Origin of the sequence: Mitsuaria chitosanitabida ATCC BAA-476 = NBRC 102408, from assembly GCF_001598255.1 — a bacterium.
GTDB classification, from domain to species: domain Bacteria; phylum Pseudomonadota; class Gammaproteobacteria; order Burkholderiales; family Burkholderiaceae_C; genus Roseateles; species Roseateles chitosanitabidus.
On sequence record NZ_BCYP01000024.1, the window covers coordinates 90750 to 116298 of the forward strand.

Annotated in this window: 21 protein-coding genes; 14 read left to right on the plus strand and 7 right to left on the minus strand. The window is 71.6% G+C overall.

Features of this window, described 5'->3' with window-relative positions; genetic code table 11:
• Nucleotides 1-16 precede the first annotated feature (16 nt).
• A complete protein-coding gene (locus tag MCHT01_RS16175) occupies nt 17-862 on the plus strand; it encodes a D-hexose-6-phosphate mutarotase (RefSeq protein WP_084452782.1) in 846 nt (281 codons plus the stop codon).
• A gap of 40 nt (nt 863-902) precedes the next feature.
• Nucleotides 903-1814, plus strand: coding sequence for a polyphosphate kinase 2 (ppk2, locus tag MCHT01_RS16180; RefSeq protein WP_084452784.1), 912 nt, complete (start codon nt 903-905; stop codon nt 1812-1814).
• A 35-nt stretch (nt 1815-1849) separates the two neighbouring features.
• Here ppk2 and MCHT01_RS16185 read toward each other — a convergent pair whose 3' ends face one another.
• The 3 genes from MCHT01_RS16185 to MCHT01_RS16195 are packed head-to-tail and all read right to left on the minus strand — an operon-like array spanning nt 1850 to nt 4102.
• On the minus strand, nt 1850-2404 hold the full coding sequence (locus MCHT01_RS16185) for a TPM domain-containing protein (RefSeq protein WP_084452786.1): 555 nt from the start codon (nt 2402-2404) through the stop codon (nt 1850-1852).
• The gene (locus tag MCHT01_RS16190; protein ID WP_245643352.1) at nt 2404-3399 is read right to left on the minus strand and encodes a TPM domain-containing protein; all 996 of its coding nucleotides are present in this window, start codon (nt 3397-3399) and stop codon (nt 2404-2406) included. The genes MCHT01_RS16185 and MCHT01_RS16190 overlap by 1 nt, the downstream gene beginning before the upstream one ends.
• A 10-nt stretch (nt 3400-3409) precedes the next feature.
• Nucleotides 3410-4102: a LemA family protein gene (locus tag MCHT01_RS16195; protein WP_084452807.1), complete on the minus strand. Its 693-nt coding sequence runs from the start codon at nt 4100-4102 to the stop codon at nt 3410-3412.
• A gap of 124 nt (nt 4103-4226) precedes the next feature.
• On the opposite strand from MCHT01_RS16195, the gene hemE reads away from it, so the two are divergent.
• Together hemE and MCHT01_RS16205 are read left to right on the plus strand one after the other, a co-directional pair.
• Complete coding sequence (gene hemE, locus MCHT01_RS16200; RefSeq protein ID WP_067066416.1) at nt 4227-5333, plus strand: uroporphyrinogen decarboxylase; 1107 nt, start codon at nt 4227-4229, stop codon at nt 5331-5333.
• Nucleotides 5334-5614: 281 nt separating this feature from the next.
• The gene (locus MCHT01_RS16205; RefSeq protein WP_169806146.1) at nt 5615-7735 is read left to right on the plus strand and encodes a primosomal protein N'; all 2121 of its coding nucleotides are present in this window, start codon (nt 5615-5617) and stop codon (nt 7733-7735) included.
• A 61-nt stretch (nt 7736-7796) separates the two neighbouring features.
• Here the strand turns inward: MCHT01_RS16205 and MCHT01_RS16210 are convergent, their stop codons facing one another.
• Together MCHT01_RS16210 and MCHT01_RS16215 are read right to left on the minus strand one after the other, a co-directional pair.
• Entirely contained in the window at nt 7797-8504 is a 708-nt protein-coding gene (locus tag MCHT01_RS16210; protein ID WP_169806147.1) for a response regulator, read from the minus strand.
• A gap of 13 nt (nt 8505-8517) precedes the next feature.
• Nucleotides 8518-9165: a helix-turn-helix domain-containing protein gene (locus MCHT01_RS16215; RefSeq protein ID WP_067066421.1), complete on the minus strand. Its 648-nt coding sequence runs from the start codon at nt 9163-9165 to the stop codon at nt 8518-8520.
• A gap of 157 nt (nt 9166-9322) precedes the next feature.
• On the opposite strand from MCHT01_RS16215, the gene MCHT01_RS16220 reads away from it, so the two are divergent.
• From MCHT01_RS16220 to ypfJ, 3 genes are read left to right on the plus strand one after another with little or no spacing between them, the layout of a single operon-like run.
• Nucleotides 9323-10234 carry a substrate-binding periplasmic protein gene (locus tag MCHT01_RS16220; protein ID WP_084452787.1) on the plus strand — a complete coding sequence of 304 codons (912 nt, stop codon included), beginning with the start codon at nt 9323-9325 and terminating at the stop codon, nt 10232-10234.
• Nucleotides 10235-10241: 7 nt separating this feature from the next.
• Nucleotides 10242-12467, plus strand: coding sequence for an ATP-binding protein (locus tag MCHT01_RS16225; protein ID WP_067066422.1), 2226 nt, complete (start codon nt 10242-10244; stop codon nt 12465-12467).
• Entirely contained in the window at nt 12439-13323 is an 885-nt protein-coding gene (gene ypfJ, locus MCHT01_RS16230; protein ID WP_067066424.1) for a KPN_02809 family neutral zinc metallopeptidase, read from the plus strand. The genes MCHT01_RS16225 and ypfJ overlap by 29 nt, the downstream gene beginning before the upstream one ends.
• 1 nt (nt 13324) lies before the next feature.
• Here the strand turns inward: ypfJ and MCHT01_RS16235 are convergent, their stop codons facing one another.
• Nucleotides 13325-15763 (minus strand): alpha/beta hydrolase family protein, encoded by a 2439-nt coding sequence (locus MCHT01_RS16235; protein ID WP_067066425.1) that lies wholly within the window; start codon nt 15761-15763, stop codon nt 13325-13327.
• 77 nt (nt 15764-15840) lie between these two features.
• Here MCHT01_RS16235 and MCHT01_RS16240 point away from each other — a divergent pair, with 77 nt between their 5' ends.
• The 3 genes from MCHT01_RS16240 to MCHT01_RS16250 all read left to right on the plus strand — a co-directional run bounded on the left by MCHT01_RS16240 (nt 15841) and on the right by MCHT01_RS16250 (nt 18660).
• Nucleotides 15841-16968, plus strand: coding sequence for a serine/threonine-protein kinase (locus MCHT01_RS16240; RefSeq protein ID WP_067066426.1), 1128 nt, complete (start codon nt 15841-15843; stop codon nt 16966-16968).
• Between the two features lie 294 nt (nt 16969-17262).
• Entirely contained in the window at nt 17263-17715 is a 453-nt protein-coding gene (locus MCHT01_RS16245) for a hypothetical protein (RefSeq protein ID WP_067066428.1), read from the plus strand.
• A gap of 84 nt (nt 17716-17799) precedes the next feature.
• On the plus strand, nt 17800-18660 hold the full coding sequence (locus MCHT01_RS16250; protein ID WP_067066429.1) for a substrate-binding periplasmic protein: 861 nt from the start codon (nt 17800-17802) through the stop codon (nt 18658-18660).
• A gap of 60 nt (nt 18661-18720) precedes the next feature.
• Here MCHT01_RS16250 and MCHT01_RS16255 read toward each other — a convergent pair whose 3' ends face one another.
• Nucleotides 18721-19077, minus strand: coding sequence for a DUF1304 domain-containing protein (locus MCHT01_RS16255; protein ID WP_067066431.1), 357 nt, complete (start codon nt 19075-19077; stop codon nt 18721-18723).
• A gap of 64 nt (nt 19078-19141) precedes the next feature.
• Here MCHT01_RS16255 and MCHT01_RS16260 point away from each other — a divergent pair, with 64 nt between their 5' ends.
• The 4 genes from MCHT01_RS16260 to MCHT01_RS16275 all read left to right on the plus strand — a co-directional run bounded on the left by MCHT01_RS16260 (nt 19142) and on the right by MCHT01_RS16275 (nt 25472).
• Entirely contained in the window at nt 19142-21208 is a 2067-nt protein-coding gene (locus MCHT01_RS16260) for an ATP-dependent helicase (protein WP_067066433.1), read from the plus strand.
• A gap of 183 nt (nt 21209-21391) precedes the next feature.
• The gene (locus tag MCHT01_RS16265) at nt 21392-21964 is read left to right on the plus strand and encodes an ImmA/IrrE family metallo-endopeptidase (RefSeq protein ID WP_067066435.1); all 573 of its coding nucleotides are present in this window, start codon (nt 21392-21394) and stop codon (nt 21962-21964) included.
• Between the two features lie 158 nt (nt 21965-22122).
• The gene (locus MCHT01_RS16270; RefSeq protein ID WP_067066436.1) at nt 22123-22809 is read left to right on the plus strand and encodes a lysoplasmalogenase; all 687 of its coding nucleotides are present in this window, start codon (nt 22123-22125) and stop codon (nt 22807-22809) included.
• The gene (locus MCHT01_RS16275; RefSeq protein ID WP_067066438.1) at nt 22806-25472 is read left to right on the plus strand and encodes a class-II aminoacyl-tRNA synthetase family protein; all 2667 of its coding nucleotides are present in this window, start codon (nt 22806-22808) and stop codon (nt 25470-25472) included. Before MCHT01_RS16270 ends, MCHT01_RS16275 begins: the two co-directional genes overlap by 4 nt.
• The last annotated feature ends 77 nt before the right edge of the window (nt 25473-25549 follow it).

A 25549-nucleotide genomic window follows, 5' to 3' on the forward strand; every position in this document is an offset into this window, starting at 1 on the left:
GTTTTCTTTTTTCAGCATGACCACTCCGATCTCCATCACCCGCCACCAGGGCCTCGAGGCCATCGAACTGCACGCCCCCGACGGCGCTCGCGCGACGCTGCTGCTGCACGGCGCGCACCTGGTGTCGTGGCGGCCCGCCGGCGCCGATGAGCAGCTCTACCTGTCCCCCAAGAGCGCCTTCACCACCGGTCAGGCGGTGCGCGGCGGCGTGCCGGTGATCTTTCCGCAGTTCGCGACCCGCGGTCCGCTGCAGCGCCACGGCTTCGCGCGCGGCAAGCCCTGGCAGTTGGTCAGCGCCGAGTCCGGCAAGGACGACTCGCTGGCGGTGCTGCGCCTGACCGACGACGCCGCCACCCGCATGGTGTGGCCGCATGCCTTCGAGGCCGAGATCAGCATCCGCATCGCCGGCCGCGCGCTGGAGATGGAGCTGGCCTGCGAGAACCGCGGCGAGGCGCCGCTGTCCTTCACGGCCGCGCTGCACACCTACCTGCGGCTGACCAGCTACATGTCGGCCTCGCTGCAGGGGCTCTCGGGCCTGGCCTACTGGGACTCGACGATCGAGCGCGCCGGCACCCAGCACGAGGACCTGTTGCGCCTGGACGGCGAGACCGACCGCATCTACCAGGACGTGAAGCACGACCTGACCCTGCGCGACGGCGACCGCCGCCTGGCCATCTGGCAGCAGGGCTTCTCCGACGCCGTGATCTGGAATCCGGGCGAGGAGAAGGGCGACGCCCTGGTCGACATGCCGGCAGGCGGCTGGAAGGAGATGCTCTGCGTCGAGGCCGCGCAGGCGCTGCGTCCGATCGAGCTCCAGCCCGGCGAGACCTGGGCCGGCCTGCAGACCATCGTGCTGCTCTGACCCGAGGTAAGCTGGCCCGTCCACCACCGACGGAGCCAGCATGGGCGACAAGAAGTCCGACAAGGCCGCGAAGCAGGGCAAGGCCGCGAAGGCGGCCCGGTCCGCCAAGGCCGACGACCACGGCAAGGCCTCTGGCGGCAACGCCAAGAGCAACGGCAACGGTCATGGGAATGGCCGCGGCAAGCTCTCCAAGGCCGACTACTACGAGCGCCTGCTCCCGTTGCAGGTCGAGCTCAACAACCTGGCGCGCTGGCTGCAGCACACCGGCAAGCGGCTGCTGATCCTGATGGAAGGCCGCGACACGGCGGGCAAGGGGGGCGTGATCAACGCGATCTCGGAAACGCTCAACCCGCGCCAGTGCCACACCGTCGCCTTGGGCAAGCCCAGCGAGCGCGAGCTCGGCCAGTGGTACTTCCAGCGTTACGTCGAGCACCTGCCGGCGGCCGGCGAGATCGTGCTCTTCGACCGCAGCTGGTACAACCGCGCCGGCGTCGAGGCGGTCATGGGCTTCTGCACGCCCGATCAGGTCGACGTCTTCCTCAAGCAGGTGCCGACCTTCGAGCGCCTGCTCGTCGACGACGGCATCCTGCTCTTCAAGTACTGGCTCACCGTCGACCAGGTGCATCAGGAGGAGCGCTTCGCGGAGCGCGCCATCGATCCGCTCAAGCGCTGGAAGCTCTCGCCGATCGATCTGGAGTCCCGCGAGCATTACGAGGACTACGGTCGCGCCCGTGACCGCATGCTCGAGGCCACGCACAACAAGCACGCGCCCTGGACGCTGGTCGACTTCAACGACCAGCGCCGCGGTCGGCTCACGCTGATCCGGCATCTGCTCGACCACCTGCCCGACGTGACCGTGCCGCCCCAGGAGATCGAGTTTCCGCCGCTCACGCGCGGCCCGAAGAAGGAGCGCTTCGGCGGGAAGCTCAAGCCGATCGATCCGGCCTCGTGACGGGGATCGCCGGCCCGCGCGCGGCCGGCGGCCGCTCAGATGACGACGACCGCGTCGGGCAGCTCGTTGCGGGGCGGGGCCGAGGGATCGCGCGGGAAGTGTTCCGCCATCAGGACCTCGACCGCGCGCACCGCGTCGATCAAGCCCTGCTCGAACTGGCCCGCCTTGAGCGAGCGTCCCAGACCGTCGACCACCGCATGCCACTGCGCCGGGTCCACGCGGCGGTTCAGGCCGCGGTCGGCGACGATCTCGATCGCGTGCTCGGCCAGCAGCAGGTAGATCAGCACGCCGTTGTTGCGCTCGGTGTCCCAGACGCGCAGCTTGCCGAACAGCGCCAACGCGCGCTCCCGCGCATGCGCATGGCGCCACAGATAGCTCATCGGCAGCGAGGCCTCGACGCACAGCCGGATCTCGCCGCCGTGCGTGAGTTCGCTCTCGGTGACGCGGGCCGACAGCCGCGCCAGGGCGGGGGCCGGCAGGACGCGCCGCACGTCGGCCTCGTCCCAGAACCGATGGCGGAAGAAGCGGCGGAGCCGCGCCATCAGGCCCGGCTTCATGCCCGACGCGCGGGGCTGCGTGGGACTCGTCATCACCAGTCTCCCGAGGCGCCACCGCCACCGAAGTCGCCACCGCCGCCCGAGGAGAAGCCTCCGCCGTCGCTGCCGCCTCCGCCCCCGCTCCAACCGCCGCCGCCGCCACCACCGCCCCAGATGATGGGCGGCACATAGCCGCCGGTGCCAGTGCCGGTGCCGTGGGCGCTGCGGCGGTAGTTCGAGTACGGTGAGTTCGGATTGCTCCGCCGTGCCGCGCCGATGCCCAGCAGGCCGACCAGGATCAGCGAACCGATCGCCGCGCCGATGCCCAGCAGCAGGCTGCCGCTCAGCGTCCAGCCGACGGCGCCGGCGCCCATGCCGGTCACGACGCTGCCGAACTTGCGGCCCAGCATCGCCGTGAGCAGCGCGCCCGCCAGCGGCACGCCGATGAAGGCGAGCATGGCGATCTCGCCGATGTCGATGCCATGGCCGCGCGACGGTCGGGCCGTCGGCGTCGGGGCGGGCAGGTGCTCGCCGCGGATGCGCGCCTGCAGCGAGTCCACCGCGCGGTTCAGGCCGCCGGCGAAGTCACCGGCCTTGAACGCGGGTCCGATGTCGCGCTGGATGATCTGGCGCGCGGCCAGGTCGGGCACGGCGCCCTCCAGCGCCTTGGCGGTCTGGATGTTGACGCGCCGGTCGTTCTTCGCGACCACGATCAGCAGGCCGTCGCCAACCTCGCGTCGGCCGATCTTCCAGGTGTCGCCGACGCGCTGCGCATAGGACGCGATGTCCTCGGGCGCCGTGGTCGGGACCATCAGGATCACGATCTGCGGACCGGCCTCGCGCTCGAAGGCGGCGAGCTTGGATTCCAGCCCCTGCTTCTGCGCCGCGTTGAGCGTGCCGGTCTGATCGACGACGCGACCGCTGAGCGGTGGCACCGCCTGCACGTCCTGCGCGCGCGCCCGGGGCACCAGGCCGCCGAGCATCAGCAGCCCGAGCAGCATCAGCGCCCAGATCCGCGGCATCGCGCTCGCCGGCCGGTGCCAGGTCATGCGCGGGTCCTCAGCGCGAGGCCGGGGAGGCGGCCGGCGTGGGCGTGGCAGGGGCGGGCTTGTCGAAGTTCACCGTCGGCGGGGCGGAGATCGTGGCCTCGTTCTGCACGGTGAAGTTGGGCTTGACGTCGTAGCCGAACATCTTGGCCGTCAGGTTGGTCGGGAAGCGGCGGGTCAGCACGTTGTAGTCCTGCACCGACTTGATGTAGCGGTTGCGGGCCACGGTGATGCGGTTCTCCGTGCCCTCGAGCTGCACGCGCAGGTCCTGGAAGCCCTGGTTGGCCTTCAGGTTGGGGTACTGCTCGCTGACGACCAGCAGCCGGCTCAGCGCGCCGGAGAGCTCGCCCTGCGCGGCCTGGAACTTCTGCAGCGCCGCCGGGTCGCGCGCCAGCTCGGGCGTGACCTGGATGCTGGTGGCCTTGGCGCGGGCCTCGACGACCTTGGTCAGCGTCTCCTGCTCGAAGCCGGCCTCGCCCTTGACCGTGTTGACGATGTTGGGGATCAGGTCGGCGCGGCGCTGGTACTGGCTCAGCACCTCGGACCAGCTGGCGTTGACCTGCTCGTCCAGGGTCTGGAACTCGTTGTAGCCGCAGCCGCTCAGCGCCAGCGGGGCGCCGACGATCAGCGCCGACGCGGCCAGCGCGCGGGTCGAAGACAGCAAACGGGATGCGACGGGCTTGGTTGTCTTCAGGGTCGTGGTCATCGACAGGTCCTCCATGTGTGCCGGCATATGGTTGGCGGCCGGGACATTTTCAAGGGAAGCGGCGCTTGACGGCATCGATCTGCCGCCGGCGGGTTCCCGACGGCCCCGAGGATAATCGCCGCCCATGAGCGCCCCTCTGAAAAACGACGTCTTCCTGCGCGCCTGTCTGCGCCAGCCCACCGAGTACACCCCTGTCTGGCTGATGCGCCAGGCCGGCCGCTATCTGCCGGAGTACCGCGACACCCGCGCGAAGGCCGGCAGCTTCATGGGCCTGGCCACGAACAAGGACTACGCGACCGAGGTCACGCTGCAGCCGCTGGAGCGCTATCCGCTGGACGCGGCCATCCTGTTCAGCGACATCCTGACCGTGCCCGACGCGATGGGCCTGGGCCTGTCCTTCGCGCAGGGCGAGGGCCCGAAGTTCGAGAAGGTCGTGCGCGACGAGGCCGCCGTGAAGGCGCTGGCCGTGCCCGACATGGACAAGCTGCGCTACGTCTTCGACGCGGTGGGCTCGATCCGCCGCGCGCTCGACGGACGCGTGCCGCTGATCGGTTTCTCGGGCAGCCCGTGGACGCTGGCCTGCTACATGGTCGAGGGCGGCGGCTCCGACGACTACCGCCAGGTCAAGAGCCTGATGTACGCGCGTCCCGACCTAATGCACCGCATCCTCGAGATCAACGCCGACGCCGTCGCCGCCTACCTCAATGCCCAGATCGAGGCCGGTGCCCAGGCGGTCATGATCTTCGACTCCTGGGGCGGCGTGCTGGCCGACGGCCAGTTCCAGCAGTTCAGCCTGGCCTATTCGCGCCGCGTGCTGGCGCAGGTCAAGTCCGAGCATGACGGCCAGCGCATCCCGCGCCTGCTGTTCACCAAGGGCGGCGGCCTGTGGCTGGACGAGATCGCCGACGCCGGCGCCGATGTCGTCGGCCTGGACTGGACCGTCAACCTGGGCCGCGCCCGCGCGCAGTTGAACGACCGCGTCGCGCTGCAAGGCAACCTCGATCCCAACGTGCTGTTCGCGCCGCCGGCCGCCGTGCGCGAGCAGGCCCGCGCGGTGCTGGACAGCTTCGGCTCGCCGCGCCGGGCGGACGGGCGGTGGGGGGGGCATGTGTTCAACCTGGGCCACGGCATCAGCCAGTTCACGCCGCCGGAGAGCGTCGCCGAACTGGTCGATGAAGTGCATCGGCACTCGCGCCGGCTGCGCGAGGCCGGGGTTCCGAAAGCCGGCTGAGCGGGCCGCGAGCAAGGCGCCGAACCGGCCCTCGACGAGGTGTGAATTTCGTTCGGCGCTTTTCAGTTATCCCCAAAACCGCGCTTGTCACCGAAATGCAGCACAAGCGGTCGGCCACCGCTAGGGCTTTCCCCGATGGGCGCGTAAGTGATTGATTTCAAAGGGGACTACAGGTTTCCCCGGAATTTGACGCCACCGGGCCTCCGTGGCGCCAATCGGCCCGGAGGCGGAAAACCCCGGGCGTTTCCCACAAAGTTATCCACAGACTGGCGACCCCTGTCGTGAACACCCTTGGAAATCAGGCACTTGGCGCGGCTTCCTCATGCCGCGTGCGCGTCGCGGTCGAGGCGCCGCAGCACAGCGGCCTGACCGGACCGCTCGATTACCTGGGCCCGCAAGACTTGACCCCCGGCACCCTGGTGCAGGTCACGCTGGGGACGCGCGACGTGATGGGGCTGGTCTGGGATCCGCTGCCGGCGGGGCAGGGCGACGAGGATCAGCTCCCGGAAGCCGACCTGCGGCCGGTGGGCGAGGCGCTGGACGCCTTGCCGCCGTTGTCGTCGGCCTGGCGCCGGCTGCTGGACTTCGCCGCCGGCTACTACCAGCGCAGCGTGGGCGAGCTGGCCTTGTCCGTGCTGCCCAAGACGCTGCGAGAGCTGGACGCGGCGCAGTTGCAGGTCCGGCTCAAGAAGATCGACAAGGCCGACGCGGCCGCCGCGAAGGCTGCGGCCGAGGCGCCCGTCGTCGAGCCGGCGCGGCCCGAGCTGACCGCGCAGCAGCAGCAGGCGCTCGACGCGCTGTCGCGGCAGGCGGCCCAGCCGGCGCCCATCCCCTCGCTGCTGTGGGGCCTGACCGGCAGCGGCAAGACCGAGATCTACCTGCGCGCCGCCGAGGCCGCCCTCGAGCGCGGCCAGCAGGTGCTGGTGCTGGTCCCCGAGATCAACCTCACGCCGCAGCTGGAGGCGCGCTTCGCCGAGCGCTTCGCCGGCCATTCGATCGTGTCGCTGCACAGCGGGCTGACGCCGGTGCGGCGGCTCCACAACTGGCTGTCCGCGCACCTGGGGCGCGCGCAACTGGTGCTGGGCACGCGGCTGGCGGTGTTCGCGTCGATGCCGCGGCTGGGGCTGATCGTCGTCGACGAGGAGCACGACCCCTCCTACAAGCAGCAGGACGGCGCGCGCTACTCGGCCCGCGACCTGGCCGTGTACCGCGGCCATCTGGAGAAGATCCCGGTGGTGCTGGGCTCGGCGACGCCCTCGCTGGAAAGCTGGCAGCACGCGCTGGGCGGCCGCTATCAGCGCGTGGACCTGACCGAGCGCATCGGCGGCGGCGCGCTGCCGCAGGTGCGGCTCTTCGACATGAACCGGCTCGAGCGCAAGAAGGGCGTGACCACGGCGCTGTCCGTCCCGCTGCTGGACGCACTGCGCAAGCGGCTGGAACGCGGCGAGCAGAGCCTGGTGTTCCTCAACCGCCGGGGCTACGCGCCGGTGCTGCATTGCGACCAGTGCAACTGGAAGAGCGACTGCCCGCATTGCAGCGCGCACCAGGTCTTCCACAAGGAGGACCGTACCCTGCGCTGCCACCACTGCGGCGTGTCGGCGCGGGTGCCGCGCGCCTGCCCGTCCTGCGGCAATCCCGACATCGCGCCGCTGGGCCGCGGCACCGAGCGGCTGGAGGAGCAGCTCGCCGCCGCGCTGCCGGGCGCGCGCGTGGCCCGCATCGACGCGGACACGACCAAGCTCAAGGGCAGCCTGGAAGAACAGCTCGCCGCGGTGCATGAGGGCGACGTCGACATCCTGGTCGGCACGCAGATGATCGCCAAGGGGCACGACTTCCGGCGCATCACGCTGGTGGCGGCGGTGAACCCGGACGACGCGCTGTTCAGCAGCGACTTCCGCGCGCCGGAGCGGCTGTTCTCGCTGCTGATGCAGGTCGGCGGTCGCGCCGGCCGCGACGCCGCGCAGGCCGCGGCCAGCGAGATGTGGATCCAGACCTGGTACCCCGAGCACGCGCTGTATCAGGCGCTGCAGAAGCACGATTACGAGGCCTTCGCCGGCGGTCAGCTGCATGAGCGGACCTCGGCCCACCTGCCGCCGTTCGCGCACCTGGCGCTGGTGCGGGCGGAGGGGCGCACGGTCGAGGCCGCGCGCGATTTCCTGGTCGCCGCGCAGGAGGCGGCGCGCGCGCTGCCGCTGTCGCTCGGCCTGATGCTCTATCCGCCGGTGCCCATGTCCGTGGCGCGGGTCGCCAACGTCGAGCGCTTCCAGATGCTGATCGAGGCCGGCAGCCGTGCGCAGCTTCAGCGCTTCCTGCGCGCATGGATGCCGGACCTGCGCGCGCTCAAGCGGCGTCAGAAGGGCCTGACCCGCTGGGCCGTGGACGTGGATCCGCTGGCGATCTGACGCGCTCGCGGCGAATCGGGTGCTCAGGCGCGGCGGACGGCCGCGCCGCGTGCTCAGCCGCTCAGAGCAGCTTGGCCAGCGCGCTCTCGAGCACCGGCCAGGCGCTGCGCACCGCGTCGTCGGCCGCCTCAGAGCCCTCGGCCGCCTGTTGCGCGTCGAGCTCGAGCTGCCGCGCGATCGCGGCCGCGTCGGCGTGGCCCAGCGTCAGCAGCACGCTCTTGAGGCTGTGGGCGAGGTGGCGCAGCTTGTGGTGCTCGCCGCGTTCCCAGGCCTTGCGGCCGTTGGCGATGTCATTGGGGAACTGCAGGCGCGCGCGCGCCAGGAAGGCCTGATAGAGGGCGGTATTGCCGCCGAAGTACTGCTCGATCGCGGCCTGATGGATGGACGGCGTGGCCACGTTGGCGGGCGCGTCGCGCAGACCGTCGAGGCAGGACTCCAGGTCGGCCAGCGAGCAAGGCTTGGACAGGAAGCGGGTGACGCCCAGCGCCTCCAGCTGCTCGCGCACGGCGGGGTTGATGCCGGCGCTGAAGACGGCGAGCCGGGCGCCCGCGCGCAGCTCGGGGCGTTTGTGCAGCGTTTGCAGCAAGTCCAGCCCGTGGCGGCCGGGGAGCATCAGGTCGCTGATGACCAGGTCGAAGCGCTGGGTGGCCAGCGCCAGCAGCGCCTCGTCGACGGAGATGCAGGCCTGCAGGCGCACGTCGTCGTCCTCCAGTGCCATCGCGACGAAGCGTTGGAGCGTCGGGTCGTCCTCCACCAGGAGAACGCGCACGCGGATGGCCATGTCAGGCGGCGGTCTGGGGCTGGCGGGCGCGGATGCGCTGGATCGCGGCGCCCAGCAGCGGCGGCAGGTCGGTGACCAGGCGCGGCTTGTGCACCAGCGGCAGGCCGGCCAGCGCGAAGGCGTAGGGCGCGCGCTGCTGCTCGTCGAGCGCGGTGACGAAGATCAGCTCGCTGCTCGCGAACTGCGGCTGGGAGCGCAGGCTGGTGACCAGCGCCGCGCCGTCGATGCCGGGCAGCAGGATGTCCACCAGCAGGATCTCGGGCTGCAGCTGGCCGTACATGACCAGGCCGCCGATGCCGTCATTGGCGGTGTGCAGGTCCAGGTCGGGGTACTCCTGCTGCGCCAGCAGCGAGACCAGGTTCTGGTAATGAACGGAGTCCTCGATCAGCAGCGCCTTCAGGCGGCGCGGCGCCCCCTCCAGCGGGGCGAGATCGGCGGGCTTGGTCGGGGCCAGACCGCGGCCGGTGAGCCAAGCGTCCAAGGAGCTGCGCAGGATGCGGCGATGGCCGCCCGGCGTGCGCCAGGCTTGCAGTTCGCCACGATCCACCATCAGCTGCACCGACCGGACCGCCATGCCGAGGCGCTGCGCGACTTCGCGGGTGCTGAAGTCCTCTTGCATATCGTCAGGGGTGCGGGCAATGGCAGTCATGGGTCGATTTTGCCGAATTTCCTAGTTGTATAGGTGGGTGGTCTCCCCATTTATAAGCGCTAAAACTGATATTCGGCGTGACAAAGGACGGGCATACGGAGTTCCCGCGCGGTCCGCGATGCGGAACTCTGGTGGAATCCAGGCCCGAGGAGATGCGATGACCCTGCGAATTCCCGTGGCCAGCGACCGCCGCGCCGGCGACCGGCCCGGCCCGCGCGCGACACTGCGCGCCGCGGCCGGCGCGCTGGCGCTGGTCGTGGCCGGTCTGGCGGCCGCCGAGCCGGGACCGCCGGCCGAGCCGCGCGCCGGCTCCGGCCCCGCGGGGGCGTCCACCCGGGCGGATGTCGGACCGACCCTGCAGCGCATCCTGTCCACCGGCGTGCTGCGGGTGTGCATCTGGCCGGAGTACTACGGCGTCACCTATCGCCATCCGCGCGACGAGACCCTCAGCGGCATCGACATCGATCTGTCCAACGAGCTGGCCAAGGAGCTGGGCGTGCGGTTGCGCTATGTCGAGTCCTCGTTCCAGCGCGTGGTGGCCGACCTGGACGGCGAGCGCTGCGACGTGGCGATGTTCGCCGTCGGCGTGCTGCCGCAGCGGCGCGAGGCGCTCGCCTTCACCCAGCCCTATCTGCAGAGCGACATCTACGCGATCACGATGCGCGCCAGCCGCGTGGTCAAGCGCTGGGAGGACATCGACCAGCCCGGCGTCGTGGTCGCCGTGCAGGCCGGCACCTTCATGGAGCCGGTGATGCGCGATGCGCTGCGGCGCGCCAAGCTGCTGGTGGTGCAGCCGCCGGCCACCCGCGAGCGCGAGCTCGAATCGGGTCGCGCCGATGTCTTTATGACCGACTATCCCTACAGCCGCCGGCTGCTCGACAACGCGGACTGGGCCACGCTGGTGGCGCCGCCCAAGCCCTTCCACGTGCTGCCCTATGCCTATGCGGTCAAGCGGGGCGACGCGTCCTGGCTGGCGCGGATGGACGACTTCGTCGCCCGCATCAAGCGCGACGGCCGTCTGCGCGACGCCGCCGCCCGCCATGGCCTGAGCGCCATCGTGGTGCCCTGAGACCGCGATGCTGGGTCCCGCCGTTCGATCGCTCCAGCGCCTGCGTCGCGCGACGCTGTGGGCCGGTGTCGCGCTGTCGCTGGGCACCTTGGCGGCGCTGATCGGGCCGGCCTGGGTCGGGCGCCAAGAGGCGATCGAGGAGGCGCGCACCCGCGGCGCGCTGCTGGCCCAGGTGCTGGAGGCGGACGCGAGCCGCACCATCGAGACCGCCTCGCTGTCGCTGCACGCGCTGGGCGACGGCCTGGCCCGCGGCGTCGACGCCTCCGGGCATCGCGACGAGGAAGAGCACCTGGGCGAGCACTTCAACCATGTGCTGGTCGGACTGCCCTTCATCCGCGGCGTGGCGCTGCTCGACGCGCGAGGCCGGGTGCTGACCAGCACCGACGCGGAGGACGTGGGGCTGGAGATTCCGCTCGACGACTTCGGCCGGCTCCCCGGGCCGGACCGCGACTTGCTGCTGCCGCTGCGGCCGGGGCGCGGACTGGCCGACCTCGCGCGCGGCCGCCAACCCCGCGGCGCGACGGCGGTCAGCATGCTGCCCATGCTGCTGCAGTTGCCCGCGCCACCCGACGCGCCGGCCCTCGCCGCGTCCTCGGCGACGGGTCCGGTGCCCGGGGATCGCGAGCGCGATCCGCGCTGGCTGCTCGCGCTGATCAACCCGGACGCCTTGGCGCAGGTCCAGCAGCGCGCCTTGCCGGCGGGCCGCAGCGCGGCCTGGCTGGCGTCGACCGATGGCCAGCTGCTGGCCGCGATGGAGACGCTGCATCAACTGCCCGGTCAGCGCCTGGACGGCCACCCCGCCTTCGACGCGCTGCGCCGCGGTCGCGAGCACGGCACCTATCTGGGCACCGGCGCGCTGCCCGGCGAACTGGTGGTGGCCTTCCGGGCCTCGAGCCGGCGGCCGCTGATCGTCGGTGTGGAGCAGTCGCTGGACGAGGTGCTCGCCGCCTGGAATTCCGGCCTGCGATGGCTGCTGCTGATCGGCACGGTGGCGCTCGCCCTGATCGCCGCCGCGACGGCCACGGTGCGGCGCAGCCTGCAGGCGCGTGCCGAGACCATGGAAGCGCTGGAAGGCGCGCACGAGCAGCTCGCCGATCGCGAGCGCGACATGCGGGTGCTGCTCAAGAGCGTGCAGGAGGTGATCTTCCGGACCAACCCCGCCGGCACGCTGACCTTCGTGAACGCGCGCTGGACCACGCTGCATCGCGGCCGCCCCGACGAGGCCGTGGGGCGTCGGCTCGCGGACCTGGCGGAGCCGGCCGACCGCGAGGCGGTGGCCGCGCTCTTCGACGCCGACGACGGCGTGCGCGGCGTCGAGGCGACCATCCGCAACGGGGAGGGCGCGCCGCGCCGCTACCAGATCGCGGTCGTGCCGCTGCGGCGCGACGGCGCGCTGCTGGGCTACGCCGGCAGCGCGGTCGACATCACCGAGCGCTCGGCCGCCGAGCGCCTGACCCGCCAGGCCCGCGACGCGGCGGAGGAGGCCTCCCGCATCAAGACGGAGTTCCTCGCCAACATCAGCCACGAGCTGCGCACGCCGCTGCAGTCCATCCTCGGCTTCTCGGAGCTGGGCATCGCGCGCAGCGGCGAGCAGGAACGGCTGCGCGCCATGTTCGCGGACATCCACGGCTCCGGGCAGCGGATGCTGACGCTGGTGAACGACCTGCTGGACGCCGCCAAGCTCGAGAGCAACGTGGGCGCGCTGGACTTGCGGCCGGTGGACCTGCGCGAGCCGGTGGGCGCGGTGCTGCGCGAGCTGGCGCCGCTGACGGCCAAGCGGCAGCTGGCGCTGATCGCCGACCTGCCCGACGCGTTGCCCGGGCGGGCCGATCCGCTGCGGCTGCAGCAGGCGGTGCGCAACGTGCTGGCCAACGCGATCAAGTTCGCGCCGCAGGGCGGGACCATCGAGCTGCGCGGCCGGCGCGACGCCGACGGCGGCCTGCACCTGAGCGTGGCCGACCGCGGCCCGGGCATTCCGGCGCAGGAGCTCGAGCGCATCTTCGACCCCTTCATCCAGTCCAGCGCGACCAAGGACGGCTCCGGCGGCACGGGGCTGGGGCTGCCCATCAGCCGGCGCATCGTCGAGCTGCACGGCGGCCGGCTCTACGCGACCAACCGCGAAGGTGGGGGGGCGGAGTTCCATTTGGTCTTGCCGCCGTGCGATGCTTCGGACTTGTCTCTGACGGACAGTCCAGGAGTCCAGGATGAAGTGGGAAGGCCAGCGCGAGAGTGACAACGTCGAGGACGCGCGCGACGGGGACGGCGGCGGGGGTGGCGGTGGCGGACTGCCGATCGGCGGACGCGGCATCGGCATCGGCGGCATCGTGGTGGCGCTGCTCGCCTCGTGGGCCTTCGGCATCAATCCGCTGACCGTGCTGAGCGTGCTCGACGGGAGCACCGTCCAGACCGCGCCCGGCCCGCGCGAGGTCGCGCCCAGCCACCCGCAGGATGAACCCGCCAAGTTCGTCAGCGTCGTGCTGGCGGACACCGAGGACGTCTGGAACGAGATCTTCCGGGCCAACGGCCGCCAGTACGTGGCGCCGAAGCTCCGCCTCTTCTCCGGTCAGCAGCCCACCGCCTGCGGCATGGGCGCCGCCGCGATGGGACCGTTCTACTGCCCCGGGGACTCCAAGGTCTACATCGACCTCAGCTTCTACCAGACGCTGCGCGACCGGCTCGGCGCGCCGGGCGACTTCGCCCAGGCCTACGTGATCGCGCATGAGGTCGGCCACCACGTGCAGCATCTGCTCGGCATCTCGGACAAGGTCGACTCGGCCCGCCGCTCCATGTCGGAGCGCGCCGCCAATGCGCTGAGCGTGCGCGTCGAGCTTCAGGCGGACTGCCTCGCCGGGGTCTGGGCGCAGCACTCGCAGCAGTCCAAGGGCTGGCTGGAGGCCGGCGACATCGACGAGGCCCTCAATGCCGCGTCGAAGATCGGCGACGACACGCTGCAGCGCGGCGCCGGCCGCGCGGTGGTGCCGGAGAGCTTCACCCACGGCACCAGCGAGCAGCGTCAGCGCTGGTTCAAGCGCGGGCTCGCCCAGGGCGACATGCGGGACTGCGACACCTTCACGGCCAAGCAGCTCTGACTCAAGGGGGCGAAGCCGCGGCGCCCCCCAGGCATCCCTTGAGCCACTGGCTCATCTCCCACTGCACCTGGCCCGCGGACTCGCGCGCGGCGTAGCCGTGCGCCTCGAAGGGCAGCAGCACGTAGCGGGCCGTGCCGCCCAGGCCGGCGAGGGCCTGGTACAGGCGCTCGCTCTGCATCGGGAAGGTGCCGGAGTTGTTGTCCGCTTCCCCATGGATCAGCAGCAGCGGCTCCTTGATCTGCTGCGCGAAGAGGAAGGGCGAGAGCTTCAGGTAGATGTCCTTGGCGTCCCAGAGGGAGCGGCGCTCGCTCTGGAAGCCGAAGGGCGTCAGCGTGCGGTTGTAGGCGCCGCTGCGCGCGATGCCGCAGCGGAACAGCTTGGTGTGCGCCATCAGGTTGACCGCCATGAACGCGCCGTAGCTGTGGCCGCCGATGGCCACCCGCTTCGGGTCGACCGTGCCCAGGTCGTCGGCCTTGTCCAGGATGGCCTTGGCGTTCATCGTCATCTGCTCGATGAAGCTGTCGTTCATGTTGCGCGCGTCGCCGACCACCGGCATCGTCGCGTCCATCAGCACGACGTAGCCGTCCATCAGCAGGTTCAGCGGGCTGATGCCGCTGAAGCTCATGTACCGGCCCGGCGAGCCGCTCAACTGTCCCGCGATGGCGGCGTCGTTGAACTCCAGCGGATAGGCCCACACCAGCGCGGGCCGGCGTTCGCCCTCGCGCTGGTCCGGCGGCAGGTACTGCCAGAAGGACATCTCGACGCCGTCGCTGCGCTTGAAGGTGACCAGCTCGCGCTTGATGCCCTTGAGCTGCGGGGTCGGGTCCTTGATGCGGGTGAGCGCGACCGCCGGCTTGCCGTTCTCGCGCGCGACGAGGTTGGGCGGCTCGTGCTCCGCCTCGCGCTGCGTGATCAGCTTGCGGTCCTCGAGCAGCGCCACCGGCTGCTCATAGACGCCTTCCGCCGACTGGAACAGCCGCTGCACGGTCAGTCCGCCCAGCGACAGCTTGTCCAGGAAGGGGCGGTCGCCCTTGGGGCTGGCGCCCTGGCCGACGAGCAGCAGCGCGCCGTCCAGGGTCTGCGCGACCAGGTGGCCGTTGGGCAGCGTGCGCATGAAGGGGTTGCCGGGATGGCGGTAGCGCTCGCGCACGGAGTGCTCGAACAGCAGCCGGCTCTGCGTGCCGCGCAGCGGGAGCAGGTAGGTGCGGGTCCAGCCGCGGCTGCGGTCCTCCTCGGTCAGCAGCCCGTGGATGCCGTCGTCCAGGAAGCGCAGCCGCGTGAAGCGGTAGGGCATGCGCTGGACTTCGAAGGGATCGCCGGTGTAGGGCGGATCCAGCCGCATCACGCGATCACGGAAGGAGGCGCGCACGGCGGGGTTGCCGCCATCGAGCGCCTCGACCCAGTAGATCGCCGCGTCCTTGGTCGGCGAGGGGTAGAAGACGCGCGGGCCGGGCAGGGCGCCGTCGATGGCCACGCCCTGCTTGAGCGGCATCTTGGCCAGTTCGCGGATGAGCTTGCCGTCGCGCTGGCGGACCTCGACGACGGTGGGGAAGTCGTCGAAGGTCAGGTTGTAGCTGAAGGGGCGGACCAGGCGCTCGGTCAGCAGGGCCTGGCCGTTGCCGACGCTGGAGACGCTGGTGAACAGACCCGGCGTGCCCAGGTCGCGGCTCTGGCCGCTGGCGATGTCGACCAGCGTCAGCTGCGAGCGGCCGTAGTACTCGAACAGGTCCTCGTCGCGCGGATTGCGCAGCAGGTCGGGATAGGTGCGCTCGGGCGAGGCCTTGCCGTGCGTCTCCTGGATGGCCGGGCCGGTCTGCGCGCGGCTGGGCAGGCCGCCGCGGTTGTCGGGCACGGTCAGCACCACGACCTCGCGGGGATTCAGCCACGCCATGTCGTCGGCATCGACCGCGTTGTTCAGGCGCACGTTGTAGATGCGCCAGAGCTGGCCGTTGGAGGTCGCGCCGGCCCAGAGCTCGTCGGCCGTGTCGGTGCGGCGGGAGAGCAGGAAGCGCTGCCCGTCCGGCGCCCAGACGAAGTTGTGCCAGGTGCCGCCGGCGGGCAGCTCGACGTCGCGCTCGGTGGCCTCGGGTTCCAGCAGGGTCCGGATGCGCACGCGCAGCACGGCGGTGAGGTTCTGCTGCGTGGCGTTGCGGGGATCGAAGCGCGCGCCCGCCAGACGCAGGCCGGGCCGGGCCAGCTCCTCCAGCGGCGTGTAGCGGCGTTGCTCGACCAGGGCGAGCGATTGCCGGTCCGGGGAGACGATCAGGCGGGGCAGGGCGGGCGCGTCCAGCAGCTCGCGGATCGCGGGCGAGGGCTGCTTGTAGGGGGACGGCGCGGCCATGGCGGCCGACGGGAGCAGCGCGGCGGACAGGGCCGTCAGGGCCGTGACGGTCGAGACCGCCAGCGACAGGATCGGAAGCAGGGGGGACGGACGGACCATTGGCTTGCGGGGTAGGAGCGGCTCTGACGGTGCGCGGGCGCGTTTCCGGAAGTATCGCTGCGCTAGGATCCGCGGCCATGACCGAGCCGTTCGCCCCGCACGCCGACGCGCGTGATCCGCACGATCCGACCGGCCCCCATGGGGCCTTCGGGCCGGGCGAGGGCCCCGTCCGCGCGCCTGCCGCGCTGCCCGCCGTGGGCGAGCGCCTCGGCGTCTGGCGCGTGAGCGCCGCGCTGTTCGACTGCGCCTCGGGCACCTGGTACCGCGTCGAGCACGGTCTGGCCGCGGCGCAGACCGGCCTGGCCCTGGTCTATCGGCACGAGGCGGACGCGCAAGCCGTGCTGATGCGCTTCGCCGAGGACTCGGAGGCGCTGGCGCGCTTCGACCATCCCGCCTACGGCGCGCCGCTGGACAGCGGCCTGAGCCCGGCGGGCCTGCCCTATCTGATCGTGCCGCCGATGGACGGCGCGCCGCTGCTGCGCGTGGCCATGGCGTTGCCGCTGAAGCGGCGCATGCAGTTGCTGCTGGACCTGATCGAGATGCTGGACCTGGCCCACGACCAGGGCCTGGTGCTGCACGAGCTCGACCCCGGCACGCTGTGGCTGAGTCCGGCCCAGCAACTGCACTGGCTGGGCCAGGGGCTGGCGCCGGCCGACAGCCAGGCGCCCGCCGCGCTGGTGCGCGCCGCCGAGCCGCTCGCCGCGACGCGCCAGCGCGCCGGCGCCCGGCCCGACGCGCATGGCGAGACCTACGCGCTGGGGCGCCTGCTGGGCCTGCTGGTCAACGGCCGCCTGCCGCGCCGCGAGGGCGCGGAGGACACGGGCCTGGACGAGGTCGAGCCCGGCGCCACGCCGGTGGCCTCGCTGCAGTCCTGGCTGTCGCTGACCGCCGCGCAGCGCGAGAGCCTGGACCAGCTGCTGGACCGCGCCATGATGGACGGCCGCTCCTTCACCGACCGGCAGCTGCTGGCGCAGGCGGTGCGCGACTGGATCGCCGTCGAGCCGGCGCCGGCCACCGCCCCGGCCTCCGGTGGCGCGCCCCTCGGCGCGGCCGGGCCCGCCGCGCTGCCACCGCCCCCACCGCTCGAGGACGACGAGCCCTCGACGACCACCCTGCCGGCGGCCTCGATCGCCGAGCGCGTCGCCGGCATCGCGCTGGTGCTGGCGCTGGCCGCGGTGGTGCTGTGGATGCTGTTGCGGCGCTGAGCCGCGCCGCGATTCCCCCCTCGGCTCCCCCGAAATGATCGCCAAGGCCCGGTGACAGCATTGATCAGCGTCCGTGCAGCTATGAGCGACCGCCACGGCGCGGGCACCGACTCGTGCACGCTAGTTCAATCCGGGGAGGCCGCGGCGTCGAACTGACGAATCGACAACTTTGGCGCTGCCACCGGCACGGACGGGTCATGCGCGCGCCTTTCCGAGCGGATTGCCCGCCGGCGGGCGGCCCTGCCAGGATGCGTCCCGACGTGACGACCGGCCGGGCCGGCGAGGAGATGGCGCATGAGTTTCGAGATGAAGCCGATGGGCGGCGAGGACTGGCAGACCTGCCGGCGCGACGCCTTGACCGACCCCGAGTGTTCCGCCTGGCTGCGCAACACGCTGGAGACCTGCAACGATCCCAAGGGCTCGCGCTGGGTGCGGGTCGCCGAGCGCTGGGCCGTGGACCCGGCCAGCGGCAACTACCTGGTGCGTCTGCCCTCGCTGCTGGGCAGCCAGTTCGAGGACCAGTTCTGCGCGCGGGTCGGCCCCCGGCTCTACGCGTTGCGCGGCCTGGGGGTGGGTGATCCGAAGGTGTTCTTCACCGGCGGCTCCTCGCCGCCGCCCAGCGAGATGGCCGAGGTGCAGGATGTGCTGACCGCGGCTTTCGCGGTGCACGGCTCGTATGGCGAGGACATCGGCCGCGACCCGATCCGCGTCCCGGTGTTCGTGCCGGGGCCGCTGCAGGAGGCGTGAGGGCCGGACCACCCGGGCCGGGGGGAACTCCGTGACTTCCCTCCCATGGACGAGCGCCGAGGCGCGCCTATCATCGGGCCCTCCATGGACGCCGACCGCCGTCACCTGCTGCTCCGCCAAGCCGCGCTCGCGGCCCTGGCCCTGGGCGTCTCGGGGCGCTCGGCGGCCAAGGCGGGCGGCGGGGCTCCGGCCTCTTCTCCCGCGGTCGCCGCATCGTCCGCGGAGCCGCCCCGACCCGGGCCGGTGAGCATCGTCGGCACGACCTTCTCCCGGCTCTTCGAGAGCGCGCCCTCGGCGCGCGGCGTCGGCGAGGGCAAGCCCCAGGGGCTGGCGGTCGACCTGCTCGACGCGATCCTGATCCCCGCCGGCTACCAGCCGCGCTATGCCTTCTACCCCTGGCTGCGGGCCCAATCCATGATCGAGCACGGCCCGGCGCAGATCCTCGTCGGCCCCTATCGCACGCCTGAGCGCGAGCGGGTGATGCGCTTCTCGCGTCAGGCCTTCTACGAGGACTCGCTGGTCTTCTACGCCCGCCGCCGCGAGGAGGGCCTCTGGTGGGGCGACTTCCACGCGCTGCGTTCGCTGCGCATCGGCTCGGTGCAGGGCTGGGTCTATGGGGAGCGCTTCGAGCAGGCGCGCGCCTCGCTCGACGTCACGCCGGTGCGGGACCTGAGCACCGCGCTGCGCATGCTGCAGCTGCGGCGACTGGACTTGATCGCCGCCAACCAGCGCAACTCGGAACCAGTGATCCAGGAGCTCGGCCTGGTCGATCAGGTGGCGTTGTGCGCGCCGCCCTTCGCGCAGCTGCGCGGCCACTTCGGTTTCAGCACCGAGGCCGCCGGCGCGGGTTGGCAGGTGCTGGTCGACGCCGGCATGCAGCGTCTGCGGCAGTCCGGCGAGCTCCAGCAGATGGCCGCCCGTCGCGGCGTCAACGTGCCGGAGTGACGCCGCGCGGCACGCGGCGCCTGGCGCGCCTCGGCGTCCGGCGCTCCAGGGCGTCCGAACTCAAGCCGCCAGTGTCAGCGCCAGGCCGATCGCGGCGGGCAGGGCCTGGATGACGAGGATCTTGCGGCTCGCGGTCGCGGCACCGTACAGCCCCGCCACCAGCACGCAGCCCAGGAAGAAGAGCTTCACCGGGCCACCGGTCGCGCCCAGCACCAGACCCCAGATCAGGCCCGCCGCCAGGAAGCCGTTGTAGAGGCCCTGGTTGGCCGCCAGCACCTTGCTCGCCTCGGCGAACTCGGGCGTCAGTCCGAACGCCTTGCGACCCTTGGGCGTGGTCCAGAGGAACATCTCCAGGACCAGGATGTAGACGTGGATCAAGGCCACGAGGGCGACGACGATGTTGGCGGCTGTGTTCATGGTTCGCACTGTACGTCCCGCTATCATCCCCGGCCGCCCTGAAGTTCCCTGTCCCGCACGTTCCATGTCCAAGACCACGCTCAACCCGGCCCAGTTGGCGGCCGTGCATCACCTCGCGGGGCCTTGCCTGGTGATCGCGGGCGCGGGTTCGGGCAAGACCAGCGTCATCACGCAGAAGATCGCCAAGCTGATGTCCGAGGGCTACCGGCCCCGCAACATCGCCGCCATCACCTTCACGAACAAGGCCTCGCAGGAAATGCGCGAGCGCGCCCGGCACCTGGTCGGGCCCAAGGCCGGCTCGGAGCTGGTGGTGTCCACCTTCCACTCGCTGGGCGTGCGCATCCTGCGCGAGGACGGCCGCCACCTCGGGCTCAAGGAGCAGTTCTCCATCCTGGACTCGGACGACGTGCTGTCCGTGCTGCGCGACGCCGGCGGCACGACCGACGCGGCGACCGCGAAGTCCTGGCAGTGGACGATCTCGCTGTGGAAGAACCAGAACCTGAGCCCGCAGCAGGCCCTGGCCTACGCGAAGGACGACATGGAGCGCGCCGCCGCCGTCGTCATGCAGCGCTATCAGGAGCGGCTGACCGCCTACCAGGCCGTGGACTTCGACGACCTGATCGGCATGCCGCTCAAGCTGCTGCAGACCAACGAGGAAGCGCGCGGCAAGTGGCAGGAGACGCTGAAGTACGTGCTGGTCGACGAGTACCAGGACACCAACGCCGTCCAGTACGAGCTGCTCAAATGCCTGGTCGGCGAGCGCGCGATGTTCACCGCCGTGGGGGATGACGACCAGTCCATCTACGGCTGGCGCGGCGCGACCATCGAGAACCTCAAGAAGCTGCCCGTCGATTACCCGCAGCTCAAGATCATTCCGCTGGAGCAGAACTACCGCTCCACCAGCGCGATCCTGCGCGCCGCCAACAACGTGATCGGCAGCAATCCCAAGCTGTTCCCGAAGACGCTGTGGAGCGAGTTCGGCGAGGGCGACCCCATCACGCTGATCGAGGCCGACGGCGAGGAGCACGAGGCCGAGCGCGCGGTGGCCCGCATCCAGTCCATCCGCGCCAACCACCCGACGACGAAGTTCTCCGACTTCGCCATCCTCTACCGCGCCAACCACCAGGCGCGGATCTTCGAGCAGGCCCTGCGCCGCGCCGAGATCCCGTACAAGGTGTCCGGCGGCCAGAGCTTCTTCGACCGCACCGAGATCAAGGACCTGTGCGCCTGGCTGCGCCTGCTGGTGAACCAGGACGACGATCCCGCGTTCCTGCGCGCCGTCACCACGCCCAAGCGCGGCATCGGCCACCAGACCCTGGGCCACCTGAGCGAGTTCTCGGCCAAGTGGAAGCTGTCGATGTTCGAGTCGCTGTTCGCGGAGTCGCTCAAGGCGACGCTGTCGAGCAAGGCGCTGCACGGGCTGCACGAGTTCGGCCGCTACGTGGTCGACCTGGAGTACCGCGCCCGTCACGCCGTCGGCGGCGAGGAGGGCAAGGCGCTGATCATGGAGTGGCTCAAGGACATCGGCTACGAGCAGTACCTTGTCGACCAGGAAGACAACGAGAAGGTGGCGCAGGCCCGCTGGGGCAACGTGCTGGACTTCGTCGACTGGGTCGCCAAGCGTTGCGGGGGCGAGATCACCACCGACGGCGGCATCACCACCGAAAGCCCGCGCCAGTCGCTGCTGGAAGTGGCGCAGACCATCAGCGTCATCCTGTCGCTGGCCGAGCGCCAGGAGGAGCAGGACCAGGTCGTGCTCACGACGCTGCACGCGTCCAAGGGCCTGGAGTGGCCGCACGTGCTGCTGGCCGGCGTGAACGAGGGCCTGCTCCCGTTCAAGGCGGAGAACGACGAGCTCACGCCCCAGCGCGTCGAGGAGGAGCGCCGCCTGATGTACGTGGGCATCACCCGCGCGCGGCGCACGCTGGCGGTGTCGACGCTGCGCCGGCGCAAGAAGAACCGCGAGACCGTGGTGGGTGTGCCCAGCCGCTTCATCGCGGAGATGAAGCTCGACGAGAGCGGCATCAAGGAGGACCCGCGCGAGAAGCTCAAGCGCATGCGCGAGCAGCTCGCCGCCAAGGCCGCCGCCACCGCCGAGAAGCAGGCCCAGGCCGCCAAGGACGAGCGCTGATCCGCGGAGCCGCTGGCAAGACCTGTCACTCCCTCCGAGGAAAACAGGGGTCGGCGGCCGATTCTTACTGGTTCGAGTCATTTCGCCCGTCCGGGCGGGTTCCTAGCATCCGTTCCCTCTGAAGCGCGCCCACCGCTCCCGCCATCGGGGGAAGCGGACGGCGCCTCCGCCAGGAGTGACGCGATGCCCGCCATCCCGAAGTCCCCGCCGCGTGCCGCGCCTGCGCGCGCGCCCCACGATCCCGGCGACCTGACCGAAGGTCGGCTGGTCGAGATCGAAGCCGCCGCCGCCGCCCTGCTGGGCGAGTTCTGGAAGGAGGCGGACGTCCCCTTGCGGGTGAGCGTGTTCACCGAGGGCGCCGGCGTGACCGTGCGCGAGCGCGGCGGCCCGCAGGAGCCGCTCTATCCGCACCAGGGGCGCCTGCTGCGGCTGGACGGGGCCCCCGTGATCGAGGTCTGCCGCGCGCTGGACCGGCGCACGCGCCGCCTGCTGCTGGCGCATGCGCTGGGCCACCACGTGCTGGGCCACGAGCGGGTGCCACCGGAGATGCCGGCGCACCTCGAGATGACCTGCCGCTCCCCGGTGGAGCGCGAGGCCACCCGCTTCGCGCTGGCCCTGCTGCTGCCGCGCGCGGCGCTGCTGCGGGGAATGGAGGAGGGCTGGGTCTCCGTGAAGCGTCTGTCCGAGGGCTTCGCCTTGCCCGAGGCCTGCGTGCGCGACCGGCTGATGCAGCTTGAACGCCACAACAGGCTTTAAGTCACGTCGACGCGCGCGACCCGGCACGCCACCCCCGGGCGGAGGTCCTGGCCGAGGGCGCGCGGGGCGTCAGGCGCCCGCCTCGACCTGTAAGGTCTACCACCTCCGGGGGGGCTCCCTACGGCGGGCGTCATCGGCAACCGGCAGAATGCGGCGCCATGACCGTTTCCGTCCCCAAGTCCAGCGTCCTGTTGCCGCTGCTGACCCTCGTCAGCGCCGCCGTCGCGATCCTCGCGCTGTCGCAGCCCGCGCAACTCCCCGCTGAACTGGGCTTTCTCTTCAAGCCGCTGACCACCGTCCTGATCCTGCTCCACGCCTGGGGGCGCGGCGCCGACCAGCCGCGGCTGGCCCGTTGGCTGCGCGCCGGCCTGGTGTGCTCGCTGCTCGGCGACATCGCCCTGCTGTGGCCCGAGCAGGGCTTCCTGCCCGGTCTGGTGAGCTTCCTCGTCGCGCACCTCTGCTACATCGTCGGCTTCTGCACGCGGGTGCGCCTGGGCGCGATCCGCTGGCCCTTCCTGATGTTCGGCGTGATCGCCGCGATGGTGCTGGGCCGTCTGTGGCCCAACGTGCCCGCCGCGCTGCAGGCGCCGGTGGTCGTCTACGTGGTGTGCCTGGCGTCCATGGCCGCGCAGGCCTGGGCCTGGTGGCGCGCCAGCACCGGCGCGCCCGACGAGCCGCTGGCCCGCTGGGCCGCCTGGGGCGGCACGCTGTTCGTGCTGTCCGACGCGATGCTGGCGATCAACAAGTTCGCCGGCCCGATGGAGATGGCCAGCTTCTGGGTCCTGGCCAGCTACTGGCCGGCGCAGTGGTGTATCGCCAGCAGCCTGGGACGGGCGCGCGCATGAAGTTCGTCCTGCCGTCCCGCGCGTCATCCTTCGGCGCGCTCGCCATCAGCCTGGCCTGCACCGTCGCGGGCCTGTGGCTGTCGCGCCATTACCCGATCGAACCCATCGCCATGACGGCGCTGTGGGCGGCCATCGCCGTGGCCGGCTTCTTCGGGTGGCAGGTGCTGCCGCTGCTGGTGCCCGCCCTGGTGCCCGTCATCGGCTTCGCGCCCTGGACCGGCTGGATCACCTTCGAGGAGCTGGACCTGCTGGTGCTGGCCGTCGCCGCGGGCGGTTACGCGGCGCTGGCGCTGACCGTGTCCTCGCACAAGCCGGTGCCCTGGCGCTACCGCGCGCTGCGCTGGCGCGCGGCGGTGCGCGTGCTGCTGGCGGTGTTCGGGCTGTCGGTCGGCATCGCCGTCTGGCGTGGCTTCGAGCAGGCCGGCGGCCTGCAGTTCGGGTTCTGGCAGGGCTTCCAGGAACCGATGAACAGCCTGCGTGCCGGCAAGAGCTTCGCGCTGGTGCTGCTGCTGCTGCCGCTGTGGCAGAAGGCCTCCGACCTGCGGCCCTCCGCGGTGCAGCGCCTGGCGCGCACGGCCTGGGTGGTCGCGCTGCTGCTGACCTCGCTGGGCGCGCTGTGGGAGCGCTGGGTCTACACCGGCCTGGCCGATTTCTCGACGGACTACCGCACCACCTCCTGGTTCTGGGAAATGAATGTCGGCGGCGCCTCGCTGGACGGCGCGCTCGCGCTGGGCGTGCCCTTCGCGCTGCTGTGGGCGCTGCGGGAGCGGCGCGCCGGCCGCTTCGTCGTCGCGCTGGGGGTGCTGCTGCTGTCCTTCTACGCCTGCCTGACGACCTTCTCCCGCGGCGTCTACCTGGCCATCCCCATCGGCATGGCGCTGTGCGCGCTGCTGTGGGCCGCGCAACGCCGGCTGGGCCTGGACGCGCCGCGCGCCGACGGCTCGCCGGCCTACGTCTATCCGCGCGTCGAGCCGTCGCTGCCGCTGGCCTGGTCGGCCGGCGTGCTGGCGGGCACCGCGGCGGCGGCCTGGATGCTGTTCGGCATCGGCGGGTATCGCGCGATGCTGGCGCTGGCCGGCAGCGTCGCGGTGCTGCTCGCGATGCCGCATGCGCGCGCCGCCTGGCCGCGCGGGCAGACGCGCGCGCTGCTGGTCCTGGCGCCGCTGCCGGCCTTGCTGGTGGCCCTGGTCGGCGGCCTGCTGATCGACGTGCTGCCCAAGGGCGCCTACCTGATCGACGGGATGCTGGTGCTGCTCGGCCTGGGACTCGGATGGCGCTGGCGCGGCGGACTGACGCAGCCCTGGCAGGCCTTCGCGCTGGCGGCGGTCTGGATGGCGACGCTGGCGGGTGCCGGCCTGGTCGCGGCGCACTGGGGCGGCCGCCGGGACCTGGGGCCCGCCGCCGCGATGCTGGCCGTGCTGGCAGCGGCCTGGGTCGCGACGCAGTGGTCGCCGCGCGTGGGCAGCGACCTGCGGACCGCCGGCTGGCGCATCCGCGGCCTGTTGTGGACCGCTTGCCTGCTGGTCTGCGCGGTGGTCGCCGCCCTGAGCGGCGGCGCCTACATCGGTCAACGCATGTCGACCGGCCAGCAGGATTTCGAGGGCCGTCTCGAGCACTGGCGCATCGGCCTGGGCCTGCTGCACTCGATGGACGAGTGGCTGCTGGGCAAGGGCAGCGGCCGCTTCCCGGCGAGCTTCGCCAACGGCGGCCCCTTCGACCAGCGCGTCGGCGAGCTCCGCCTCAACGCGCCGCGCAGCGAGCCCGGACCGGCGCCCGCCGGCATGCCGGCCATCGAGCCCTTCCCGGGACCGACCATCACCCTCACCAGCGGCCTGCACGACATGGGCAACGGCGAGATGTTCCGCCTCAGCCAGCGCGTGCCGGCGGTGGCGGGCGACGTCGGCGCGACGGTGGTGCTGCGCACCCCCTTCAAGTCGCGACTGCGCGTGGAGATCTGCGAGAAGTTCCTGCTCTATCCGCTGCGCTGCATCGACCGCGAGGCCGACGTGCAGCCGCAAGGCGGCGCCTGGCAGACGCTGAACCTGACCCTGGGCCGCGCGCCCGAGGGTTTCGGCGGTCCGGCCTGGGCCCCGCGTCGGCTGATCGCCTCGGTGACGCAGAACTGGCGTGGCGGGGTCTTGGAGATCGCCTCGATCAACCTGGTCGACAGCGTCCATGGTCCGCTGATCCGCAACGGCGACTTCAGCGACGGTCTGGGGCGCTGGTTCTTCTCCAGCGACCGTTTCCACATGCCCTTCCACATGAAGAGCCTGCCGGCGCACGTGCTCTTCGAGCAAGGCCTGTTCGGTCTGGCGCTGTGGATCGCGCTGCTGGTGACGGCGCTGTGGCGCTGCGCCCTGGGCGCCGCGCGGCGGCATCCGCTGGCGCCGGCGGTGGCGGGCGGCCTGCTGGCCTTCCTGGTCGTCGGCCTGTTCGACAGCCTGATCGACGCCCCGCGGATCGCCTTCCTCTTCTACGCGCTGCTCGCGCTGGCGCTGGGCCTGCGGACCCCGTCACGCAAGCCCATCCGCGAAGGCGAGGGCGATTCCTCGCTCGGCATCGAGACCGAGTTGCCGGAGCTGGACTCCGACCTGGACGATGCCCCCGAAGTCCGCCGCGCCATGGAAGCCGCCGGCATCACGAGACCCGCGCCGCTCCGATAAGTGACGAGCCAGCCGCCCCCACGCAACGCGGCCGCGGATCGGGTGTCGGGCTGGGCGCAGACCGGAGCCATAGCAGC

Coding starts and splice junctions, on each gene's coding strand:
- MCHT01_RS16175 (WP_084452782.1), top strand. CDS start 17: ATGACCACTCCGATCTCCATCACCCGCCACCAGGGCCTCGAGGCCATC.
- ppk2 (WP_084452784.1), top strand. CDS start 903: ATGGGCGACAAGAAGTCCGACAAGGCCGCGAAGCAGGGCAAGGCCGCG.
- MCHT01_RS16185 (WP_084452786.1), bottom strand. CDS start 2,404: ATGACGAGTCCCACGCAGCCCCGCGCGTCGGGCATGAAGCCGGGCCTG.
- MCHT01_RS16190 (WP_245643352.1), bottom strand. CDS start 3,399: ATGACCTGGCACCGGCCGGCGAGCGCGATGCCGCGGATCTGGGCGCTG.
- MCHT01_RS16195 (WP_084452807.1), bottom strand. CDS start 4,102: ATGACCACGACCCTGAAGACAACCAAGCCCGTCGCATCCCGTTTGCTG.
- hemE (WP_067066416.1), top strand. CDS start 4,227: ATGAGCGCCCCTCTGAAAAACGACGTCTTCCTGCGCGCCTGTCTGCGC.
- MCHT01_RS16215 (WP_067066421.1), bottom strand. CDS start 9,165: ATGACTGCCATTGCCCGCACCCCTGACGATATGCAAGAGGACTTCAGC.
- MCHT01_RS16220 (WP_084452787.1), top strand. CDS start 9,323: ATGACCCTGCGAATTCCCGTGGCCAGCGACCGCCGCGCCGGCGACCGG.
- MCHT01_RS16225 (WP_067066422.1), top strand. CDS start 10,242: ATGCTGGGTCCCGCCGTTCGATCGCTCCAGCGCCTGCGTCGCGCGACG.
- ypfJ (WP_067066424.1), top strand. CDS start 12,439: ATGAAGTGGGAAGGCCAGCGCGAGAGTGACAACGTCGAGGACGCGCGC.
- MCHT01_RS16235 (WP_067066425.1), bottom strand. CDS start 15,763: ATGGTCCGTCCGTCCCCCCTGCTTCCGATCCTGTCGCTGGCGGTCTCG.
- MCHT01_RS16240 (WP_067066426.1), top strand. CDS start 15,841: ATGACCGAGCCGTTCGCCCCGCACGCCGACGCGCGTGATCCGCACGAT.
- MCHT01_RS16245 (WP_067066428.1), top strand. CDS start 17,263: ATGAGTTTCGAGATGAAGCCGATGGGCGGCGAGGACTGGCAGACCTGC.
- MCHT01_RS16250 (WP_067066429.1), top strand. CDS start 17,800: ATGGACGCCGACCGCCGTCACCTGCTGCTCCGCCAAGCCGCGCTCGCG.
- MCHT01_RS16255 (WP_067066431.1), bottom strand. CDS start 19,077: ATGAACACAGCCGCCAACATCGTCGTCGCCCTCGTGGCCTTGATCCAC.
- MCHT01_RS16260 (WP_067066433.1), top strand. CDS start 19,142: ATGTCCAAGACCACGCTCAACCCGGCCCAGTTGGCGGCCGTGCATCAC.
- MCHT01_RS16265 (WP_067066435.1), top strand. CDS start 21,392: ATGCCCGCCATCCCGAAGTCCCCGCCGCGTGCCGCGCCTGCGCGCGCG.
- MCHT01_RS16270 (WP_067066436.1), top strand. CDS start 22,123: ATGACCGTTTCCGTCCCCAAGTCCAGCGTCCTGTTGCCGCTGCTGACC.
- MCHT01_RS16275 (WP_067066438.1), top strand. CDS start 22,806: ATGAAGTTCGTCCTGCCGTCCCGCGCGTCATCCTTCGGCGCGCTCGCC.